15 protein-coding genes are annotated in these 16,268 nt (G+C 59.7%); 11 read left to right on the top strand and 4 right to left on the bottom strand.

Going from position 1 to position 16,268, the window contains the following annotated elements; genetic code table 11:
- Positions 1-68 precede the first annotated feature (68 nt).
- The gene (tal, locus tag ACEN93_RS07325; RefSeq protein WP_039772777.1) at positions 69-995 is read right to left on the bottom strand and encodes a transaldolase; all 927 of its coding nucleotides are present in this window, start codon (positions 993-995) and stop codon (positions 69-71) included.
- Positions 996-1,183: 188 nt separating this feature from the next.
- Positions 1,184-2,128, bottom strand: a complete 945-nt coding sequence (locus ACEN93_RS07320) for a hypothetical protein (RefSeq protein ID WP_039772776.1) — start codon at positions 2,126-2,128, stop codon at positions 1,184-1,186.
- A gap of 290 nt (positions 2,129-2,418) precedes the next feature.
- On the opposite strand from ACEN93_RS07320, the gene ACEN93_RS07315 reads away from it, so the two are divergent.
- Genes ACEN93_RS07315 through ACEN93_RS07280 form a run of 8 tightly spaced genes read left to right on the top strand, consistent with a single transcriptional unit; the run spans position 2,419 to position 11,905 of the window.
- Entirely contained in the window at positions 2,419-2,859 is a 441-nt protein-coding gene (locus tag ACEN93_RS07315) for a low molecular weight protein-tyrosine-phosphatase (protein ID WP_039772775.1), read from the top strand.
- Between the two features lie 38 nt (positions 2,860-2,897).
- On the top strand, positions 2,898-5,120 hold the full coding sequence (locus tag ACEN93_RS07310) for a polysaccharide biosynthesis tyrosine autokinase (RefSeq protein WP_495611253.1): 2,223 nt from the start codon (positions 2,898-2,900) through the stop codon (positions 5,118-5,120).
- 41 nt (positions 5,121-5,161) lie between these two features.
- Entirely contained in the window at positions 5,162-6,238 is a 1,077-nt protein-coding gene (locus tag ACEN93_RS07305) for a glycosyltransferase (RefSeq protein ID WP_064598090.1), read from the top strand.
- A 14-nt stretch (positions 6,239-6,252) separates the two neighbouring features.
- Positions 6,253-7,365, top strand: a complete 1,113-nt coding sequence (locus ACEN93_RS07300) for a polysaccharide pyruvyl transferase family protein (RefSeq protein WP_495611252.1) — start codon at positions 6,253-6,255, stop codon at positions 7,363-7,365.
- Entirely contained in the window at positions 7,362-8,594 is a 1,233-nt protein-coding gene (locus ACEN93_RS07295) for an MATE family efflux transporter (protein WP_103386748.1), read from the top strand. Before ACEN93_RS07300 ends, ACEN93_RS07295 begins: the two co-directional genes overlap by 4 nt.
- Complete coding sequence (locus tag ACEN93_RS07290; RefSeq protein WP_039772770.1) at positions 8,585-9,688, top strand: hypothetical protein; 1,104 nt, start codon at positions 8,585-8,587, stop codon at positions 9,686-9,688. The genes ACEN93_RS07295 and ACEN93_RS07290 overlap by 10 nt, the downstream gene beginning before the upstream one ends.
- A gap of 12 nt (positions 9,689-9,700) precedes the next feature.
- Positions 9,701-10,744, top strand: coding sequence for an acyltransferase family protein (locus ACEN93_RS07285; RefSeq protein WP_074689227.1), 1,044 nt, complete (start codon positions 9,701-9,703; stop codon positions 10,742-10,744).
- A gap of 12 nt (positions 10,745-10,756) precedes the next feature.
- Complete coding sequence (locus ACEN93_RS07280; RefSeq protein ID WP_495611251.1) at positions 10,757-11,905, top strand: SGNH/GDSL hydrolase family protein; 1,149 nt, start codon at positions 10,757-10,759, stop codon at positions 11,903-11,905.
- Between the two features lie 3 nt (positions 11,906-11,908).
- On the opposite strand, the gene ACEN93_RS07275 is transcribed toward ACEN93_RS07280, so the two are convergent.
- Entirely contained in the window at positions 11,909-12,316 is a 408-nt protein-coding gene (locus ACEN93_RS07275; protein ID WP_039772767.1) for a phosphohexomutase domain-containing protein, read from the bottom strand.
- Positions 12,317-12,363: 47 nt separating this feature from the next.
- The gene (gene galU / locus ACEN93_RS07270) at positions 12,364-13,197 is read right to left on the bottom strand and encodes a UTP--glucose-1-phosphate uridylyltransferase GalU (RefSeq protein WP_007951629.1); all 834 of its coding nucleotides are present in this window, start codon (positions 13,195-13,197) and stop codon (positions 12,364-12,366) included.
- A gap of 380 nt (positions 13,198-13,577) precedes the next feature.
- Here galU and galE point away from each other — a divergent pair, with 380 nt between their 5' ends.
- From galE to ACEN93_RS07255, 3 genes are all read left to right on the top strand, one after another.
- A complete protein-coding gene (galE, locus tag ACEN93_RS07265) occupies positions 13,578-14,594 on the top strand; it encodes a UDP-glucose 4-epimerase GalE (protein ID WP_039772766.1) in 1,017 nt (338 codons plus the stop codon).
- Between the two features lie 227 nt (positions 14,595-14,821).
- Positions 14,822-15,058 (top strand): hypothetical protein, encoded by a 237-nt coding sequence (locus tag ACEN93_RS07260; protein ID WP_003226528.1) that lies wholly within the window; start codon positions 14,822-14,824, stop codon positions 15,056-15,058.
- A 90-nt stretch (positions 15,059-15,148) separates the two neighbouring features.
- On the top strand, positions 15,149-16,264 hold the full coding sequence (locus ACEN93_RS07255; protein WP_172829496.1) for a polysaccharide biosynthesis/export family protein: 1,116 nt from the start codon (positions 15,149-15,151) through the stop codon (positions 16,262-16,264).
- The last annotated feature ends 4 nt before the right edge of the window (positions 16,265-16,268 follow it).

Genomic DNA, 16,268 nt, shown 5'->3' with positions numbered 1-16,268 from the left:
CAGGCCGCGAGGCACAAAAAAGGGCGAACCTGTGAGGGTTCGCCCTTTTTGCGTTTGCGCTTGGCCGATTACAGCTTGGCTTGCAGCAGCGCCTCGAGTTTTTCCTGGTCGCGGGCAAACTGACGGATGCCTTCGGCCAGTTTTTCGGTGGCCATCGCGTCTTCGTTGGACAGCCAGCGGAATTGCGCTTCGTTGAGGCTCAGACGCGCCTCGCCAGCGTGGCCCGGAGCGAGTTTGCGTTCCAGCTTGCCGGTGTCGGCCGCCAGTTTCTCGATCAGGTCCGGACTGATGGTCAGGCGGTCGCAGCCGGCCAGTTGCTCGATCTGACTCAGATTGCGGAAGCTCGCGCCCATGACCACGGTCTTGTAGTCATTGGCCTTGTAGTAGTTGTAGATGCGCGTCACGGACTGCACGCCCGGATCGTCGGCACCGGTGTAGTCGTTGCCGTTGGCCTTCTTGTACCAGTCGTAGATGCGGCCCACGAACGGCGAGATCAGGAACACGCCGGCATCGGCGCAGGCAGCGGCCTGAGCGAAGGAGAACAGCAGGGTCAGGTTGGTCTGGATGCCTTCCTTCTCGAGGATCTCGGCAGCGCGGATGCCTTCCCAGGTCGAGGCGATCTTGATCAGTACGCGGTCACGGCCAACGCCGGCCTTGTCGTACAGCTCGATCAAGCGGTGGGCCCGTTTGAGCACTGCGTCCTTGTCGAACGACAGGCGTGCATCCACTTCAGTGGAAATACGGCCCGGAATGACCTTGAGGATTTCCTGACCGACCGCGACGCCGAAACGGTCGCTGGCCAGGCCGACATCGCCCTTGCAGTCGCCGACGCTGGCGTTCAGCAGTTCGGCGTAGGCCGGGATGGCCGCTGCCTTGAGCAGCAGGGAAGGGTTGGTGGTGGCGTCGACCGGTTTGACCCGGGCAATCGCTTCGAAGTCGCCGGTGTCGGCCACGACGGTGGTGAACTGTTTGAGTTGTTCCAGCTTGGAAGTCATGAGCGTGCTCTGTCCTATGGGTCTGGTGACATTACCCGAGCGTCGACAGCCACTCAAGGGCATGTCGGCGTATCGAGCGCCCCGGCGGCAACAACCTGAAAACGGCTGTTTGAAAGGCGGGGCGCGTTATCGATCAATACGATGCCAAAAAGAACCACAGGTTCAAAGCAACTGACCCGCTGTACGGCTTAATCGGCGTTCAAATGCGTCGAGACCGCCGTCTGTGCCGGTTTCGGCTGGCCGTCGGAGGTCAGCAGACCAAAATTCTTCTCTCGGTCGTTACTGCCCGACTCGCTGTTCTTCCATTCGTAAATCGACGTCAGCGGAATGTTGAGTTTTTTAACATCGGCGATAAACGCAGAGATTTTACTGGCTTGCCCTTCCGGCCCGCCGTTGGAGGCGAGCGCCGAGACGCCCCATTCACTGATAACGCCCGGCAGACGGAAGTTTTGCTGGATGAAGGTCTGCGCGTTACTGATCTGGGTCGCGGTCATGCCGTAAGGGTGATAGGAAATGGCATCCAGGCACTCAGGATAAGTGCCGAGGATGCTGTTGAGGGCCACGGTCGAGGCGGAGCCGGCCGTCGGCGGACGGGCAAAACCGAAGCCCACCAAAGGCGTCGATTGCGGTTTGCCCTGCAGCGTCTTGCACATGGCCGTCATGAACGGCACGAAGGTGTTTTTGAAGTCTCCAGTGGGCCAGTAGGTGTCGAGGTCCGGCTCATTCCAGATTTCGATCCCCACCAGTTGCGCGCTCCAGGCTTGCTCAAGCCCGCTCACCGCGTTGGCAAAGGCTTCACCGGCGGTGGTCAGGTCACCGGTCAACGGTTTGGTGGCGCGAACGGTCATCAAGACCGGCAACCCGGCGGACCGCGCCGTCGCAAACGCATCGCTGATCTGTTTCTGGTAGGTCTTGCCGCCGAGGCTGTCGCTCCAGACGCCAAAGCGCACAAAGCTGAATCCGGCTGCTTTGATCTGCTCGGCGTCCGCCGGGGTGAAGTTCTGGATCTTGACCTGAACGCCAATGGTTCGGGTGGGCAATGACGGGAACAGCGTACTGGCGTGAACCTGCGCGGTGGCACTGAGCGTCAACAGGGCGGCGGCACCCAGATGTTTGAGATGTGCTGATTTCATGTCGGCTCTCCTGATGAGAATGACATCTAGCGAAGGGTTATCTCGTTACACAGGTTTCGAGGGCAATATGGATGCTAAGTGCACGAATGTTATTTTTTGTCGGAAAACTTTCGCCTGAAAATCACAGTTATTTTTAGTCCGGTAATTCTGGTTGGGGGACTTTTAGAGGCCGTGGTACTTAATGCATCGGTATTAAGGGTGAATCTATTTCCGAGTGAAGGAAGGTCTTGCGGGTTCATTCGAATTTGCAAGGCATGTTGGCCGATTGACATTACACGGGAAAGTAAACCTTGTTCAAAAAGATTCTTGTCGTTTGCGTAGGCAATATCTGCCGAAGTCCGACAGCGGAACTTCTGTTGCGCAATGCACTGACACCCTCGGCGATCAGCGTGACCTCCGCAGGCCTGTCTGCACGGGTCGGCGAAGGCATGGAGTCGACCGCGCGCCAGGTGCTGGAAGACCGCGGGCACAGTGCCGAAGGGTTCAAGGCGCGGCAACTGACAGCGGACATCGTCAATGAATCAGACCTGATTCTGGTGATGGAAAAACAACATGTTAATCAAGTACTGAAGATTGCCTCTCACGCCAGGGGCAAAGTGTTTCTGCTGGGCAAGTGGCAGAGCGAACGAGAAATACAGGACCCGTATCGCCAGGGGCAAGCCGCTTTTATTCATGCCCATGCATTGATTGAAGATGCTGTTAGCTCATGGGCGCAACGCCTGGCGCGTTGATGAATATTCTTCAGTTCAGTGAATGGTAAGAAAGACTTATGCAGTTACCGTCAGTAATCGGCACCCGCGACAACGATCAAGACAGTATTGATCTTCTCGGCATCTTCGGCAGCCTGATCGATCAGAAATGGTTGATCGGTGCGTTCACCGGCGCGTTCATGATGACCGGTGTGGCCTATGCGATTTTGGCCACGCCGGTGTACCTGGCCAACGCGCTGGTGCAGGTCGAACCGAAAAAGAACGACATGCTCGGTTTTTCCGACCTCAACAGCATGCTCGGCGGGCAATCGCCATCGGTGACCGAAATCGGCATCATCAAATCCCGCGCGGTAATCGGCAAAACGGTCGACGACCTGCGCCTGGATATCGACGTCACCCCCAACACCTTCCCGCTGATCGGTGGCTTTCTTTCCCGGCGCTATCGCGGTGAGACCGAACTCAGCGTCGCGCCGCCGCGTTTCGGTCTGAGCAGCTACGCCTGGGGCGGTGAACGCCTGGAGTTTGCCAAGCTCAATCTGCCCAAGGAACTGCTGGGCAAGAAACTCACCCTGATTGCCGGCGAACAACATCGCTTTCAGCTGTTGGATGATAACGACAACCTGCTGGTCGAAGGCGTGGCGGGCGAAGCCTTCGCGCAGGACGGTGTAGAAGGGCAGGTCGCGCAACTGTTGGCCAATCCCGGAACCCGTTTCGAAGTGGTGCGCAACCCACGAATCGTGACCATCCAGGGTTATCAGGACGCGCTGGACATCTCCGAGCAAGGCAAGGAGTCCGGCATCATCCGTCTGGCCCTGGCCAGCAGCGACGCCGCCGAAGCGGTGAAGATCCTCAACAAGATCGCCGCGCTGTACGTCGATCAGAACGTGCGCCGCACCTCCGCCGAAGCGGCGCAAAGCCTGGCCTTCCTGCAAAGCCAGTTGCCGCAGGTCAAGCGTGACCTGGCCAAGGCCAGCGATGCGCTCAACGCCTACCAGACCCACGGCAAGACCGTGAACATCTCCATGGAAACCCAATCGGTGCTCGGCCAGTCCGTGGCGCTCGAAACGCGGATTTCCGAGCTGAAACTGCAACAGGCGGAGATGGATCGCAAGTTCACCAAACAGCACCCGGCCTACCGCGCGCTGATGACCCAGATTGGCGAATTGACCCAGCAACAGCGCTCGCTGGAAGGCAAGGTCCAGGACCTGCCGGCCACACAACAGGAACTGCTCAACCTGACCCGCGATGTCGAAGTTGCCTCGCAGATCTACACCCAGTTGCTGAACAAATCCCAGGAGCTGGACATCGTTCGCGCGGGCGCTGTGGGTAACGTGCGTCTGGTGGATACGGCGGATGTCGACCTGACCAGCCCGGTCAAACCGAAAAAAGCCCTGATCGTGTTGATCGCCACCTTCCTCGGCGCCTTCGTCGGCGTGGCGCTGGTGCTGTTGCGCAAATCCCTGAGCAAGGGCCTGGAAGGGCCGGAAGCCATCGAGCAGCTCGGCTTGCCGGTCTACGCGTCGATTCCCTACAGCGCCCTGCAACAGGAAGAGGACAGCAAAAAAGTCCGGGCCAAAGTCGCGGCGGACACGCCGGCGTACCTGCTGGCCCTGCGCAACCCTACGGACCTGTCCATCGAATCGATCCGTAGCCTGCGCACCTGCCTGCACTTCGCCGCACTGGATTCGACCAACAACCGCATCATGATTTCCGGCCCGAGCCCGCAGGTCGGCAAGACCTTCGTCTCTTCCAACCTCGCAGCGGTCATGGCCCAGAGCGGGCAGCGCGTGGTGCTGATCGACGCCGACATGCGCAAGGGGCATCTGCACAAGACGCTGAACACGCCGATCACCAACGGCTTGTCGGATCTGCTGGTCAAGCGCTGCACCCTCGATCAGGCGATCAACAAGGTCGAGGTCGACAACCTGCACTTCATCAGCCGTGGCCAGGTCCCGCCTAACCCTTCCGAACTGTTGATGCACGCCAATTTCCGCGACCTGCTGGCGCAACTCAGCGAGCGCTATGACGTGGTGATCATCGACACGCCACCGCTGCTGGCCGTGACCGATGCGGCGATTGTCGGTCGCGAGGCCGGCATCAGTCTGATCGTCGCGCGGTTCGGGGTAAACCCGGCCAAGGAAATCGAAATGACGATCCGGCGTTTCGCCCAGAACGGTATCGAGTTGAAAGGCGCGGTGTTCAACGGCGTCGAGAAGCGCGCGGCCAGCTATTACGGCAACGGCAGCTATTACAACTACGAATACGCGTCCGACCAGTCCTGAAATTCAGCGACGGTTCTTACAGGCATGAAAGTGGGTGAGTTGTGAAAAAAATACTGCACGTGGCGGAAACGATCAAAGGTGGGGTGGCGACGGTCATCCGCACAATTTCGGCGGCTCCCGAAGACGGGCGCTATGAGCTGGTGTATCTGGTCCCGCTCGACCAGAAGAAAGAGCTGCACGGCATCGATCCACAGCAGATCCGCACCTTCGCCCGAAGCGGGCGGAATGTGCCGTCGCTGCTGCGTTTTGCCTGGCAACTGGCGCGGGTCCTGCTCAAGGAAAAACCCGACGTGGTGCATTTGCACAGCACCTTTTCCGGGGTGATCGGCCGTTGCGTGTGTGTGCTCCTGCGGCCGTGGCGCAAGCCGAAAATCGTCTACTGCCCCCATGCGTTCTCGTTCCTGATGGAAAGCTCGCCGATCAAGCAGAAAGTCTATGCGGGGATCGAACGGGTGCTGCAGAAGGTCACGGACACGATCATCTGCGTCAGCCAGTTCGAACTGGACAAGGCCGCGAAGTTTGGCATCGAGCGCAAGCGCATGACGCTGATCTACAACGGCATCGATCACAAGCATGAAGAACGCAAGGCCAACGATCCGGCACCGATTCATCTGCTGTTTGTCGGTCGCCTCGACTACCAGAAAGGCTTCGACGTGTTGCTCAAGGCCTACAGCGAAGCTAAGCGCAGCGACCTGAAACTGACGGTGGTGGGCAGTGCGGTGAACGAGGACGTGGTCGAATGTCCGCCGCTGGACGGGGTGGAATACCTGCCCTGGGTGACGCCAACCGAGGTTCACGCGCTGTATCAGAAAGCCGATGCGCTGATCGTGCCGAGCCGCTGGGAAGGCTTTGCCATGGTGCCGCTGGAAGGCATGGCGCTGGGCCTGCCGGTGATCGCCAGCGACTGCACGTCGTTGCCCGAACTGGTCACCCATGGTGTGTCCGGTTACGTGTTCCCCGCCGGTGACCACCAGGCGCTGGCCGATCGCCTGAAGAAAATCCAGAAGCCTGCGTTGTCGGCCCTCGGCATCGAAGGTCGGCGCATCGTCCGCGAGCGTTTCAGCGCCGCGTTGATGATCCGCCAGACCTACGACGTGTATTCCGCTCCCTCTTATTAAGTAGAACTCCGCTCATGAACGTAACGATTTTGCATGGCTACAGTGCCTCCAATTCCGGCGATGGTCTGCTGGTCGATCTGGCTATCGCGCTGGTGCAGCGCAACTTTGGCGAAGACACCGCGATCAGTGTCGTGGCGTCCGATCCGGACTCTTTCAAGTACCTGCCGCACCCGCGTTTCAACGCGCCGGTGATGGCGGCCAAGGGCCTGGGCCGGGTCAAAGAAGCGGTGTTCCTCAATCAGTCCTACGCGGGGCTGGCGGATCTGTTGAAGAAAACCGATCTGATCGTCGGCGTTGGCGGCGGCTACATGCGCTCGAAGAGCGCCTTCGAGCACATCAAGCTGAAACTCGGCCACGCCAAGCAACTGGAAACCGCGATCCTCAGCAAAGTGCCGTCGGTGTACCTGCCGCAAAGCATCGGGCCGTTCCACGGCGACAGCGACAAGATCGTCGGCCACTACGCCAGCGCCGACGCGGTGTTCGTGCGCGATAACCGGTCCTCGGCGCTGTTCGATGCTTGTGAAAATGTCTACCGCGCGCCGGACCTCGCGGTGCAGGCCCTGGCCGGCAAGATCCTTCAGCAACCCAAGTTCACCCGCTGCGCCTCGACCCCGGCCACGGTGTGCGTAGTGCTGCGCAAGCCACCGGCGTGGAGCAAGGAGAAGAAACTCGCCTACGTGGCCAACCTGAAGGTGCTGCTGCAGCGTTTGAAGAACAAAAGCAAAGTGGTCTGCGCCGTACAGAGCGCCGTGCGCGGTAACGATGACGGCGCGTTCTATCGCGAACTGGGCATCACCGAAGACTTGCTGCCGCTGAAGGCCACGCTGGCCAAATACCAACCGGACCTGGTGATTTCCGTACGCCTGCACGGCGCAATCGAATCGCTGCTCTCGGGTGTGCCGGCGTATCACATCAGCTACGAACGCAAAGGCTTCGGCGCCTATCAGGACATGGGCGTCGAGGACTGGGTCATCAACGGCGGCGACATCAATGTCGACACTATCATCGACACGGTTTACGCCCCTGACGCGCTGTCGAATTTCGGCAAACGCCTGACCGACACCTGCCGCGAGATCGAGGCGAAAACCGTGGCCATGGACGACATCATCAAGGGCGTCATTCGATGATATTCCGGCTGTTGCTGCGCGGCGGAGCACTGGGCGCGAAGTTCCTGCTGGTGCTCGCCATCACCCATTACCTCGGTTACGAGGCGCTGGGTTTTTACGGCGTGGTGGTCGCGGCGTCGTTGATCGCGTCGAAGTTCTACAGCGTCGGTTTCAGTTCCGAAATCAATCGGCTGATCAGCGTGGGCGGCAGTTCGCGCCGGGTCGTGGACAAAGTGCTGCTGCTGTACCTGGCCGTGGGCCTGGCGTTGTCGGTGCTGACGGTGGTGATTTATTCGCTGTTCCAGTCGGTGGAAGCGACGGCTGCGCTGATCGCCTGCGTGACGCTGGTGCTGCTCACCGAACACCTGTCGTTCGAGATCAACTCGTTCGTGTTTTCCGCGCAGAAAGCCACGGCGGGTGCGCTGCTGTTCTTCATCAAGACCGGGCTCTGGGCGCTGCTGGCCGTGGGCGGTATGGCACTCGGCTGGGTGTCCGCAATCGCCAGTGTGTTGTGGCTGTGGGTCATCGCCAACGTGCTGGTGATTGTCGCCGGTTACCTGATCGTGGTGAATGTTCATCGCGGGCGGGAAGAGGGGACGCTGGCCACCGCCGCCGTGTGGAAAGCCGGGTTGCCGTTTTACCTCGGCACTGGCCTGATCGCGCTGAGTCAGTACGCCGAACGCTTTCTGATCATCGACCTCGAACCCTACGCCAGCCTCGGTAAATACGTGTACGCGTGGTCGGCGGCCAACACCTTGCAGGCGCTCTCCTACGCGGTGGTGGCGGTGGTCGGCATTCCGCTGCTCGCCAAGCGTTATCAGGCCGATCAGCAACCGTTCACGGTCCGGCAGTTGTTCGTGAACAAGTGGGTCGCGCGTTCGCTGGCGGTGTCGGCGGCGGTGGCGGTGGGCATTTATCTGTTCTTCAACGTGGTGCTCGATTACGTCGCCACCAGTGTTCCGCGTCCGGACAACGGTATCCTCGGCGTGCTGATTTTCTCCTTCGCCCTGCGCGCCATTGGCGACATCGTCTGGGGCGGCTTGATCGCTTCGAAAAACAGCCGGGTGTCCCTGGCCAGCGCGGCCATTTGTCTGTTGGTTTCAGTGCCGGTCAGTTACCTGCTGATCAAGCATTATTCGATCTACGGCGCGGCCTGGGGCAACGTCTTCGCGATCATCGTGCAGCTTGCCGTGATCGCGCTGCTGACCCGCGCCACGCGGGCGAAAAAGGCTGTCGTGTCATGGGCCTGAAACTGCCGTGCATCGAGTTTCGCGGCCGCCGTCTCGATTCGTCGCTGTCGTTCCTGATCCTGTTCACCGGGCTGTTTCTGTCGGTGGCGATGCCGCTGCTGGTGCCGCGCGATCCGGGCCCGGACGCGATGACCCTGTGGTCGTCCTATGCCCGGGCCGACAACTGTAATTTCTGGAACCCGTTCTCGCCGGATCGCTCGTCCTACGAGTGTTCGGCGTTCCTGCTGCGGCCCACCGGGATCAACCTGACCAACGCCTGGGCCTACGGGATGTTCTGCAACTTTTTCCTCACGGCGATTCCCGTGGTGGTGTTCCGGCGCATGCCGCTGACCATCTTCGGAACCCTGTGCCTGTGGGGCATCGTACGTTCGTTTTTTCTGGAAAACCTGACCAAGGAAATCATCGTGTCGGTGGCGGTGCTGAGCATTCTGTTCAGCTCGCTGACGCGCAAATATCGCGGCGGATTTTTCCTTTCGGCGGTGATCTACGGCGTGCTGATCCGGCCCTACTGGATTTTGTTTTCGCTGTCCTGGGTCGGCGTCTGCGTGATGAAGAAATACGTCTCGCGCACCACCTTCTTCCTGATGCTGTTCCTGTTCTATCTCGCAGTAGCAATGGCGATCCAGCTGGCGCTGGGCTTTCCGGTGTCGTCGATTCGTGCCAGCAACAACGAACTGCGCACGGCGGGCGAGGAGGGTTCCAAATCGCTGATCGTCTCGTGGCTCAGCGGCAGCGACTTCGTCTCGCAGGCCCTGGACTCGATGATCATTTTCTTCCGCTTGTCGTTTCCCGTTGAGCTGATCCTGCTGTCGGGGCCGGGCCAGGTGATCTTCGTGGCGTTGATGATCATGACTGCGCTGCTGCTGTTCAAGGTCATCACCTCGACCGATTACAAGGGCGCACCGATCCAGACCAAACCCAAGGAACTGATCGCGATTCCGCTGGCGTTTCTGCTGGTTCAAGGCTTGTTCGAGCCGGACTTCGGTTCGTTCGCCCGGCACTTTTCGATGGTGGTGCCGGTGCTGTTCGTGGGCCTGGGGTTGATGCTGCGGGCGAACAAACCGGCGAAGGTTGAATCAAGAATTCTGAATTGAGGCGGGTGCTTTATGTCGAGCAAGAAAAAGTCCCTGGAGATCGAAACCCTGCGTGGCCTGGCGTGCCTGTTGCTGGTGCTCTATCACGTGATCGGGCCGTTGGGCGGTGGTTTGAAAATCGACATCGGCTCGCCGTTCCGGGTGATCGCCGATTCGATGGTGTACGTGCGCATGCCGCTGTTCACCTTCATCTCCGGCTACATCTATTCCCTCTACAAGATTCGCGGCAATGACTTTTCCGCGTTCTTCAGCGGCAAGGTGCGGCGCCTGATCGTGCCGCTGTTTTGCGTCGGTGTGCCGTTCTCGGTGTTGCAGGCGGTGGGGCCGGGCGTGAACAAGGACGTCAGCGTGATGGATGCGCTGTTGTCGTTCTACGTGCCGATCAACCACTTCTGGTTTCTGCAGGCGGTGTTCATCATTTTCATGTTCGTCGGCCTGCTGGAGTGGCGCGGTTTGTTGCGTACACCGACGCGCCTGTACCTGTTGTTCGCCTTCGCGGCGGCGGTGTTCCTGTTGCCGCCGTTTCCCGTGGATGCGTTCGGCATCAACGGGGCGATTTATCTGCTGCCGTTCTTCGTGGCGGGCATGATCGGCCAGGAGAAAGTCAGCGAGCTGAAGCAGACGTTCAAGGTGATCGGCCCGCTGGTGTTTGTGCTGATCTCGCTGACGCTGCTGTACGTGGCGGCGGTGGACCGCGAGCTGATCGTCGACCGCCGCAGCCTGATCGGCCTGACCGTGGGCTGCGTATCCTGCATCGCGTTACTGTCGAGTGACATGCGCTCGAAGACGCTGACCTGGCTTGGCGGTTACTCCTACGCGATTTTCCTCTTTCACGTATTGTTCGCCGCTACGTCGCGTTCGATCCTCGGTCGCCTGGGTGTGAAAGACGAAAGCGTGCTGGTGTTCTGCGGTTTGACGTGTGGCTTGCTCGGGCCTGTGGTGTTGTCGATGATTTTCAGCCGGTTCAACTTCACCTCCGTGCTGTTCCTCGGCGAACGTGCGGCGACGAAAAAGAAACCGGCGGCGACCATCGCCCCGGTGGCGCAGATTCGATGAAGGAAACGATTCATGCTGGCTGTTGATGATGTGCCGCCGGCGGCGGCGTCGGTGGTGCAGGTCGGCGACGCTCGCGAGCGGTTTGGCCAGTGGCGCGAAGGCAAGGCCGGCAAGGTGTTGTCGATCTCGGTGATCGGCGACAGCTACAGCGCCGGGCAGGATTTCTACCTGAACAAACTGGTGCAGCGCGTGGCCGGAGAGGTCGGGTTTGCCGGGCCGGGGTATGTCGGGTTCAACCACGGCGCAGCGCTGGGCGGCACGCATTTCAAGTACACCCGCAGCAGCGAAAAATACTTCGGCGGCGACTGGCAGGTCTCCGGCCTCGGCCAGGCCAGCCCCGACAGCCGCACGGTGAGCGGCCACCCCGGCGCCTGGCTGCAAGTCGAGGCCAGTCCGACGCCTGCCATCAACACCGCAGTCACTCAGGCGAAACTGCTCTACCTCGGCAACGGCGAGTCCAGTGAGTTGCGTTATCGCTGGTCACCCTCCGCCGACTGGCAGCCGTTGAAACTCGCGGGCGAGGGCGTACAGGAAGTCCCGCTGTCCGGCACATCGGCAGCGACCGATTGGGCCTTAAGGCTGGAAGTGGTGAAAGGCGCGCCGACCCTGTTCGGCCTGTGGCTGAGCAACGATCAGAACGGGGTTCGGGTGTCGAAACTGGCGGCGTCCGGCGCGGCATCCGCTGATTTCTACCACGACGATGCCCGCTGGCAGGCGCAGTGGAAATCTGTGGTATCGAAGATTCCCGCAGACATTTACCTGATCATGCTCGGTGGCAACGATCAGGGTTTTGGCGTGAAGCCCGAGCAGTATCTGCATAACGTTCAGGGGCTGGTCGGCATGCTCCGCGAGATTCAGCCGGCGGCTAGCATCAACCTGATCCTGCGTCAGGACACCACCCGCTCCAGCGCCTATCCGATGTCGGCTTATGCGCAGGTCATCGAGCCCTGGGCCCGTGAGCAGCGTCTGGGTTATGCAAATCTGCAATGTGCGTTCGGCACCGACGTCAAACGCTACGCAGCGGCCATGATCGGGCCGGACAAGATTCATCCGCTGCCGGCCACGGGCGGGCGGGTGATTGCCGATTACTTCTATCGTTGGGTCGTGGGCGGACAGCAAAAAGTCTCGCCACAGGATAGCTGTGGCGAGACTTCGAAGTAGCCGTCAGTTGTCGAACAGATCCAGATGGCTCAGCAGCTCTGCGGTTTTCTGCGGCATCAACTGCGTCACGCAACGGGTTTCCACATTGACGATGATCGCCGGGTCGTTGCAGCAGATCCGCACGCGGAAACGCCAGTCGCTGAAGATCATCTTCAGGCCGTCGCGGTCATCGACCTCCAGCGCCTGCTCGCCGTAAATCCGTTTCAGGTGGGCGAGCAGAGGATAGGGATCGCGCATCGGTCGGCGTATGTCCCCGGACGAGGGAAACACGCCGAGACGGTCGACCAGCAGCAGGGTGCCCAGCCACGGGCCATTGGCGCTGGGCAATGGCTGATGGCGGGATAACCAGCTCATCACCCCGAGGTTGTCCACCTCACGTTCAATCTCTGCGGAATGTTGTGCAATGTTCATGGTTGCCTCGTTGGATGTGCGTGCTGCAATGAATCAGTGGGGGCCGCTCAGCGGCCCTTCAGGTAAACGTTGTCGTAGCAGAAGTTGGTCGCCTGCAGGTAACCCTCGGCGTCGCCGCAGTCGAAGCGCAGCCCCTTGAATTTGTAGGCCAGCACGCAACCGTTCTGCGCCTGTTTCATCAGGGCGTCGGTGATCTGGATTTCGCCGCCCTTGCCCGGTTCGGTGTCGGCGATCAGGTCGAAGATGTCGGGCGTGAGGATGTAGCGGCCGATGATCGCCAGGTTCGACGGTGCGTCTTGCGGGGCCGGTTTTTCCACCATGTGGTTGACCCGGTAGATGCCCTCGGAAATCGCTTCGCCGGCGATCACGCCGTACTTGTGGGTCTGGTCGCGCGGCACTTCCTGGATGGCGACGATCGAGCAGCGGAATTTCTTGTACAGCTCGATCATCTGCGTCAGTACGCCGTCGCCTTCGAGGTTCAGGCACAGGTCGTCCGCGAGAACCACAGCGAAGGGTTCGTCACCGATCAACGGGCGGCCGCTGAGAATCGCGTGGCCCAGGCCTTTCATTTCCACCTGGCGGGTGTAGGAGAAGGTGCAGGTGTCGATCAGCTCGCGAGTACCGGCCAGGAACTTCTCTTTCTCGGTGCCGCGAATCTGGTGTTCGAGTTCGTAGCTGATGTCGAAGTGGTCTTCCAGTGCGCGCTTGCCCCGGCCGGTGACGATGGCCATGTGTTGCAGGCCGGCGTCCCGTGCTTCTTCAACGGCGTATTCGATCAACGGCTTGTTGACGATCGGCAGCATTTCCTTGGGCATGGCTTTGGTGGCCGGCAAGAAACGCGTGCCATAACCGGCAGCGGGGAACAAACATTTACGGATCATAAAAGTTTCCTGGTCATTCATGGCGCACTGCCATCGTTTATTGCAATAACGAAAGGTTGCAAGTTATTGAAGCTGTACTTTAATACCTGACTCGGGAGATGAGTGGCAAATAGCAATGAGTGTAAAACACGACAATGTTATGAGATGTCGGTTTGACAGTTATTGGTTATTTTTAGTCGGCATCCGTTGATAGTGATGAATGCGCGGGAGTGCTAATAAGTACCAGGCAATACAGTTTGGCTTGTAAAAATATTTATAGCCAGTGATTGAACTGTTTTTGTTTCTGGTTGTTGTCGCGCGGTTTGTGTGAATCAAGACACACATTAAACAAACAGCGCTTGACACGCGAGTTGGCACTTTTCCCACTTATGGACCGCGCTATGAAGATTCTGGTAACGGGTGGCGCCGGCTATATCGGCTCGCACACCACACTTGCACTACTTGAAGCAGGTTATGAAGTTGTAGTTCTGGATAATCTTTGCAACAGCAGCGACGCCGCCTTGCACGCGGTAGAAGCCATTTGCGGCAAAAGTGCGCTGATGATTCGCGGGGATGTCTGTGACCGGGCCCTGCTGGACCGGATTTTCCAGCAGCACGCCATCGATGCCGTACTGCATTTCGCCGGGCTCAAGGCTGTCGGCGAGAGCGTGCGCAAGCCGCTCGAATACTACGAAACCAACGTCAGCGGCAGCATCACGCTGTGCCAGGCGATGGCAGCGGCGGGGGTGTTCCGGCTGGTGTTCAGCTCGTCCGCCACGGTCTACGGCGAGCCGGCGCAGATGCCGATCCGCGAGGATTTCCCGACCGGCACTCCGACCAATCCCTACGGCCAGTCCAAGCTGATCGTCGAGAACGTGCTGCGCGACCTGTGCCAGTCCGAACCGCGCTGGAGCATCGCGCTGCTGCGCTACTTCAACCCGATCGGCGCGCATCACAGCGGCCAGATGGGCGAAGACCCCAACGGCATTCCCAACAATCTGGTGCCTTACATCAGCCAGGTGGCGGTCGGCAGCCTCAAGGAGTTGTCGATCTTCGGCGACGACTACCCGACGGTCGACGGCACCGGCGTTCGTGATTACATCCACGTCGTCGACCTGGCGGACGGGCACTTGAAAGCCCTGCAAACCATCGCCGACCGTACCGGCATTCATACCTGGAACCTCGGCACCGGCGACGGCTACAGCGTGTTGCAGGTGCTGCGGGCCTTCGAGCAGGCATGCGGGCAGCCGGTGCCTTACCGGGTAATGCCACGGCGTTCCGGGGACATTGCCGAGAGCTGGGCCGACGCCTCCAAGGCCGCCAAGGAACTCGGCTGGAAAGCCACACGCAACTTGCAGGACATGGTCACCGACACCTGGCGCTGGCAATCGAATCATCCCCGGGGTTATCAGGGATGATGGCGTTTTAGTGCAATGTTAGTTTCGGTCAGGTTGTTAGATATCGTCGGGAAATTAGACTGGCAATGCCTTTTGCAAGTCCGTAGATATAAACCTGCCGTTCGACTTTTATCAGTTGCGTAAGACTGTGAAAGAACAACGGATCTTGTTCGCGCTTTTTGCGACTTGAACTCTACCACCTCTAACCAACACCCGATGTTCAGGTGCGATGTTAGAAAGGAGTTGATATGAAGAAAGTGATGGCGATCGCCCTGTTGACGATGTTGAGCAACTGGGCCTCCGCAGCTGAAGCGCCGCTTACAGCAGTGACCAATGTATCTGGCAGTGTCGCGGCTTCTACAGCGCCTGCTGCCAGTACTGCCATGGTCGCCAGTGCTGTAGCGGCGTCCAACAGTGGTGGAAGTGCCAACGGCGGTACAACGGGTACCACCGGTACCACGGGTACAACCGGCACGCACAACTAACTGAAGTATCTGTTGGTGCAGTACAGGGTCGCCCGACGAAAGTCGGGTGACTTTGTTTTTGGATTCGCCCTTGAATAGCGTAGTGCCATTATGACCCGTCGTTTTTCTCTTTTATTGTTGGCAAGTATCGCTTTGCAAGGTTGCATGTTCTCCCCCGGCCAGTACCTGAGCACCAGTAGCATCACGCGCCAGGGCGCCAGCGAAAGCAGCCGGGTCGAGCTCATTCCGATCACCCCCAAACTCATCGCCATGAACCGCGCCACGTACAAGCGTGAGTCGGTGCCGGCGGAGTTGTTGGCGACCCCGGCCGAATACCGCATCGGCAGCAACGATGTCCTGTACATCACGGTCTGGGATCATCCCGAGCTGACCGCCCCTTCGGGTGCGCAGCAGCAGATCGACGCCAACGGTCGTCTGGTGCGTTCCGACGGCACCTTGTATTACCCGTACATCAAGGAAGTCCAGGCCGCAGGCAAAACCATCCAGCAACTGCGTTCGGACATCGAGCAACGCCTCTCGGCGTTCATTGCCGAGCCACAAGTGGATGTCGCGGTGCTGCGTTTCGCCAGTCAGAAAGTCGTGGTCTCGGGCGCTGTAACCAAGGCTGGCCCCCAGGCGATTTCGACCAACCCGCTGAGCGTGGTCGAAGCCCTCGGCTCGGCCGGTGTCGATACCAACAATGCCGACTTGTCGGGGCTGATGCTGACGCGCAACGGGCGGGTCTATCCGCTCAATCTCGATGCGCTCAATCAGCAGGATTCCGAATTGCAGAACGTCTACCTCAAGGGGGGCGATCAGCTGTATCTGCCGTACAACGACAACAAGCGCATCTACGTGATGGGCGAGGTCAACCAGCCCCGTGCGCTGAGTTTCAAGACCGCCACCATGAACCTGTCCGACGTGCTCGGATCGGTCGGCGGCTTGAGCCAGACCACCTCCAACGGCAACGCCGTGTATGTGATTCGCGGGGTGGAAAACCTCGACGTCGAGCCGGCGAAAATCTATCAGCTGGAAGCCGAATCGCCGACCGCCATGGCGCTCGCCTCGCACTTCGAAGTGCGGCCCCAGGACGTGGTCTATGTCGGGCCTGCCAACGTGACTCGCTGGAATCGCCTGATCAGCCAGTTGGTGCCGTCGGCATCGATTGTCGGGACCGGGGCTTCCGCTGCGAAGAACTGGAGCGAATACAGTAATAACAGCAAATAAGGCC

Source organism: Pseudomonas sp. Pseusp21 (genome assembly GCF_059492145.1).
Note: the sequence above shows the minus strand (reverse complement) of the source record. Positions and strands in the feature narration are given on the sequence as shown.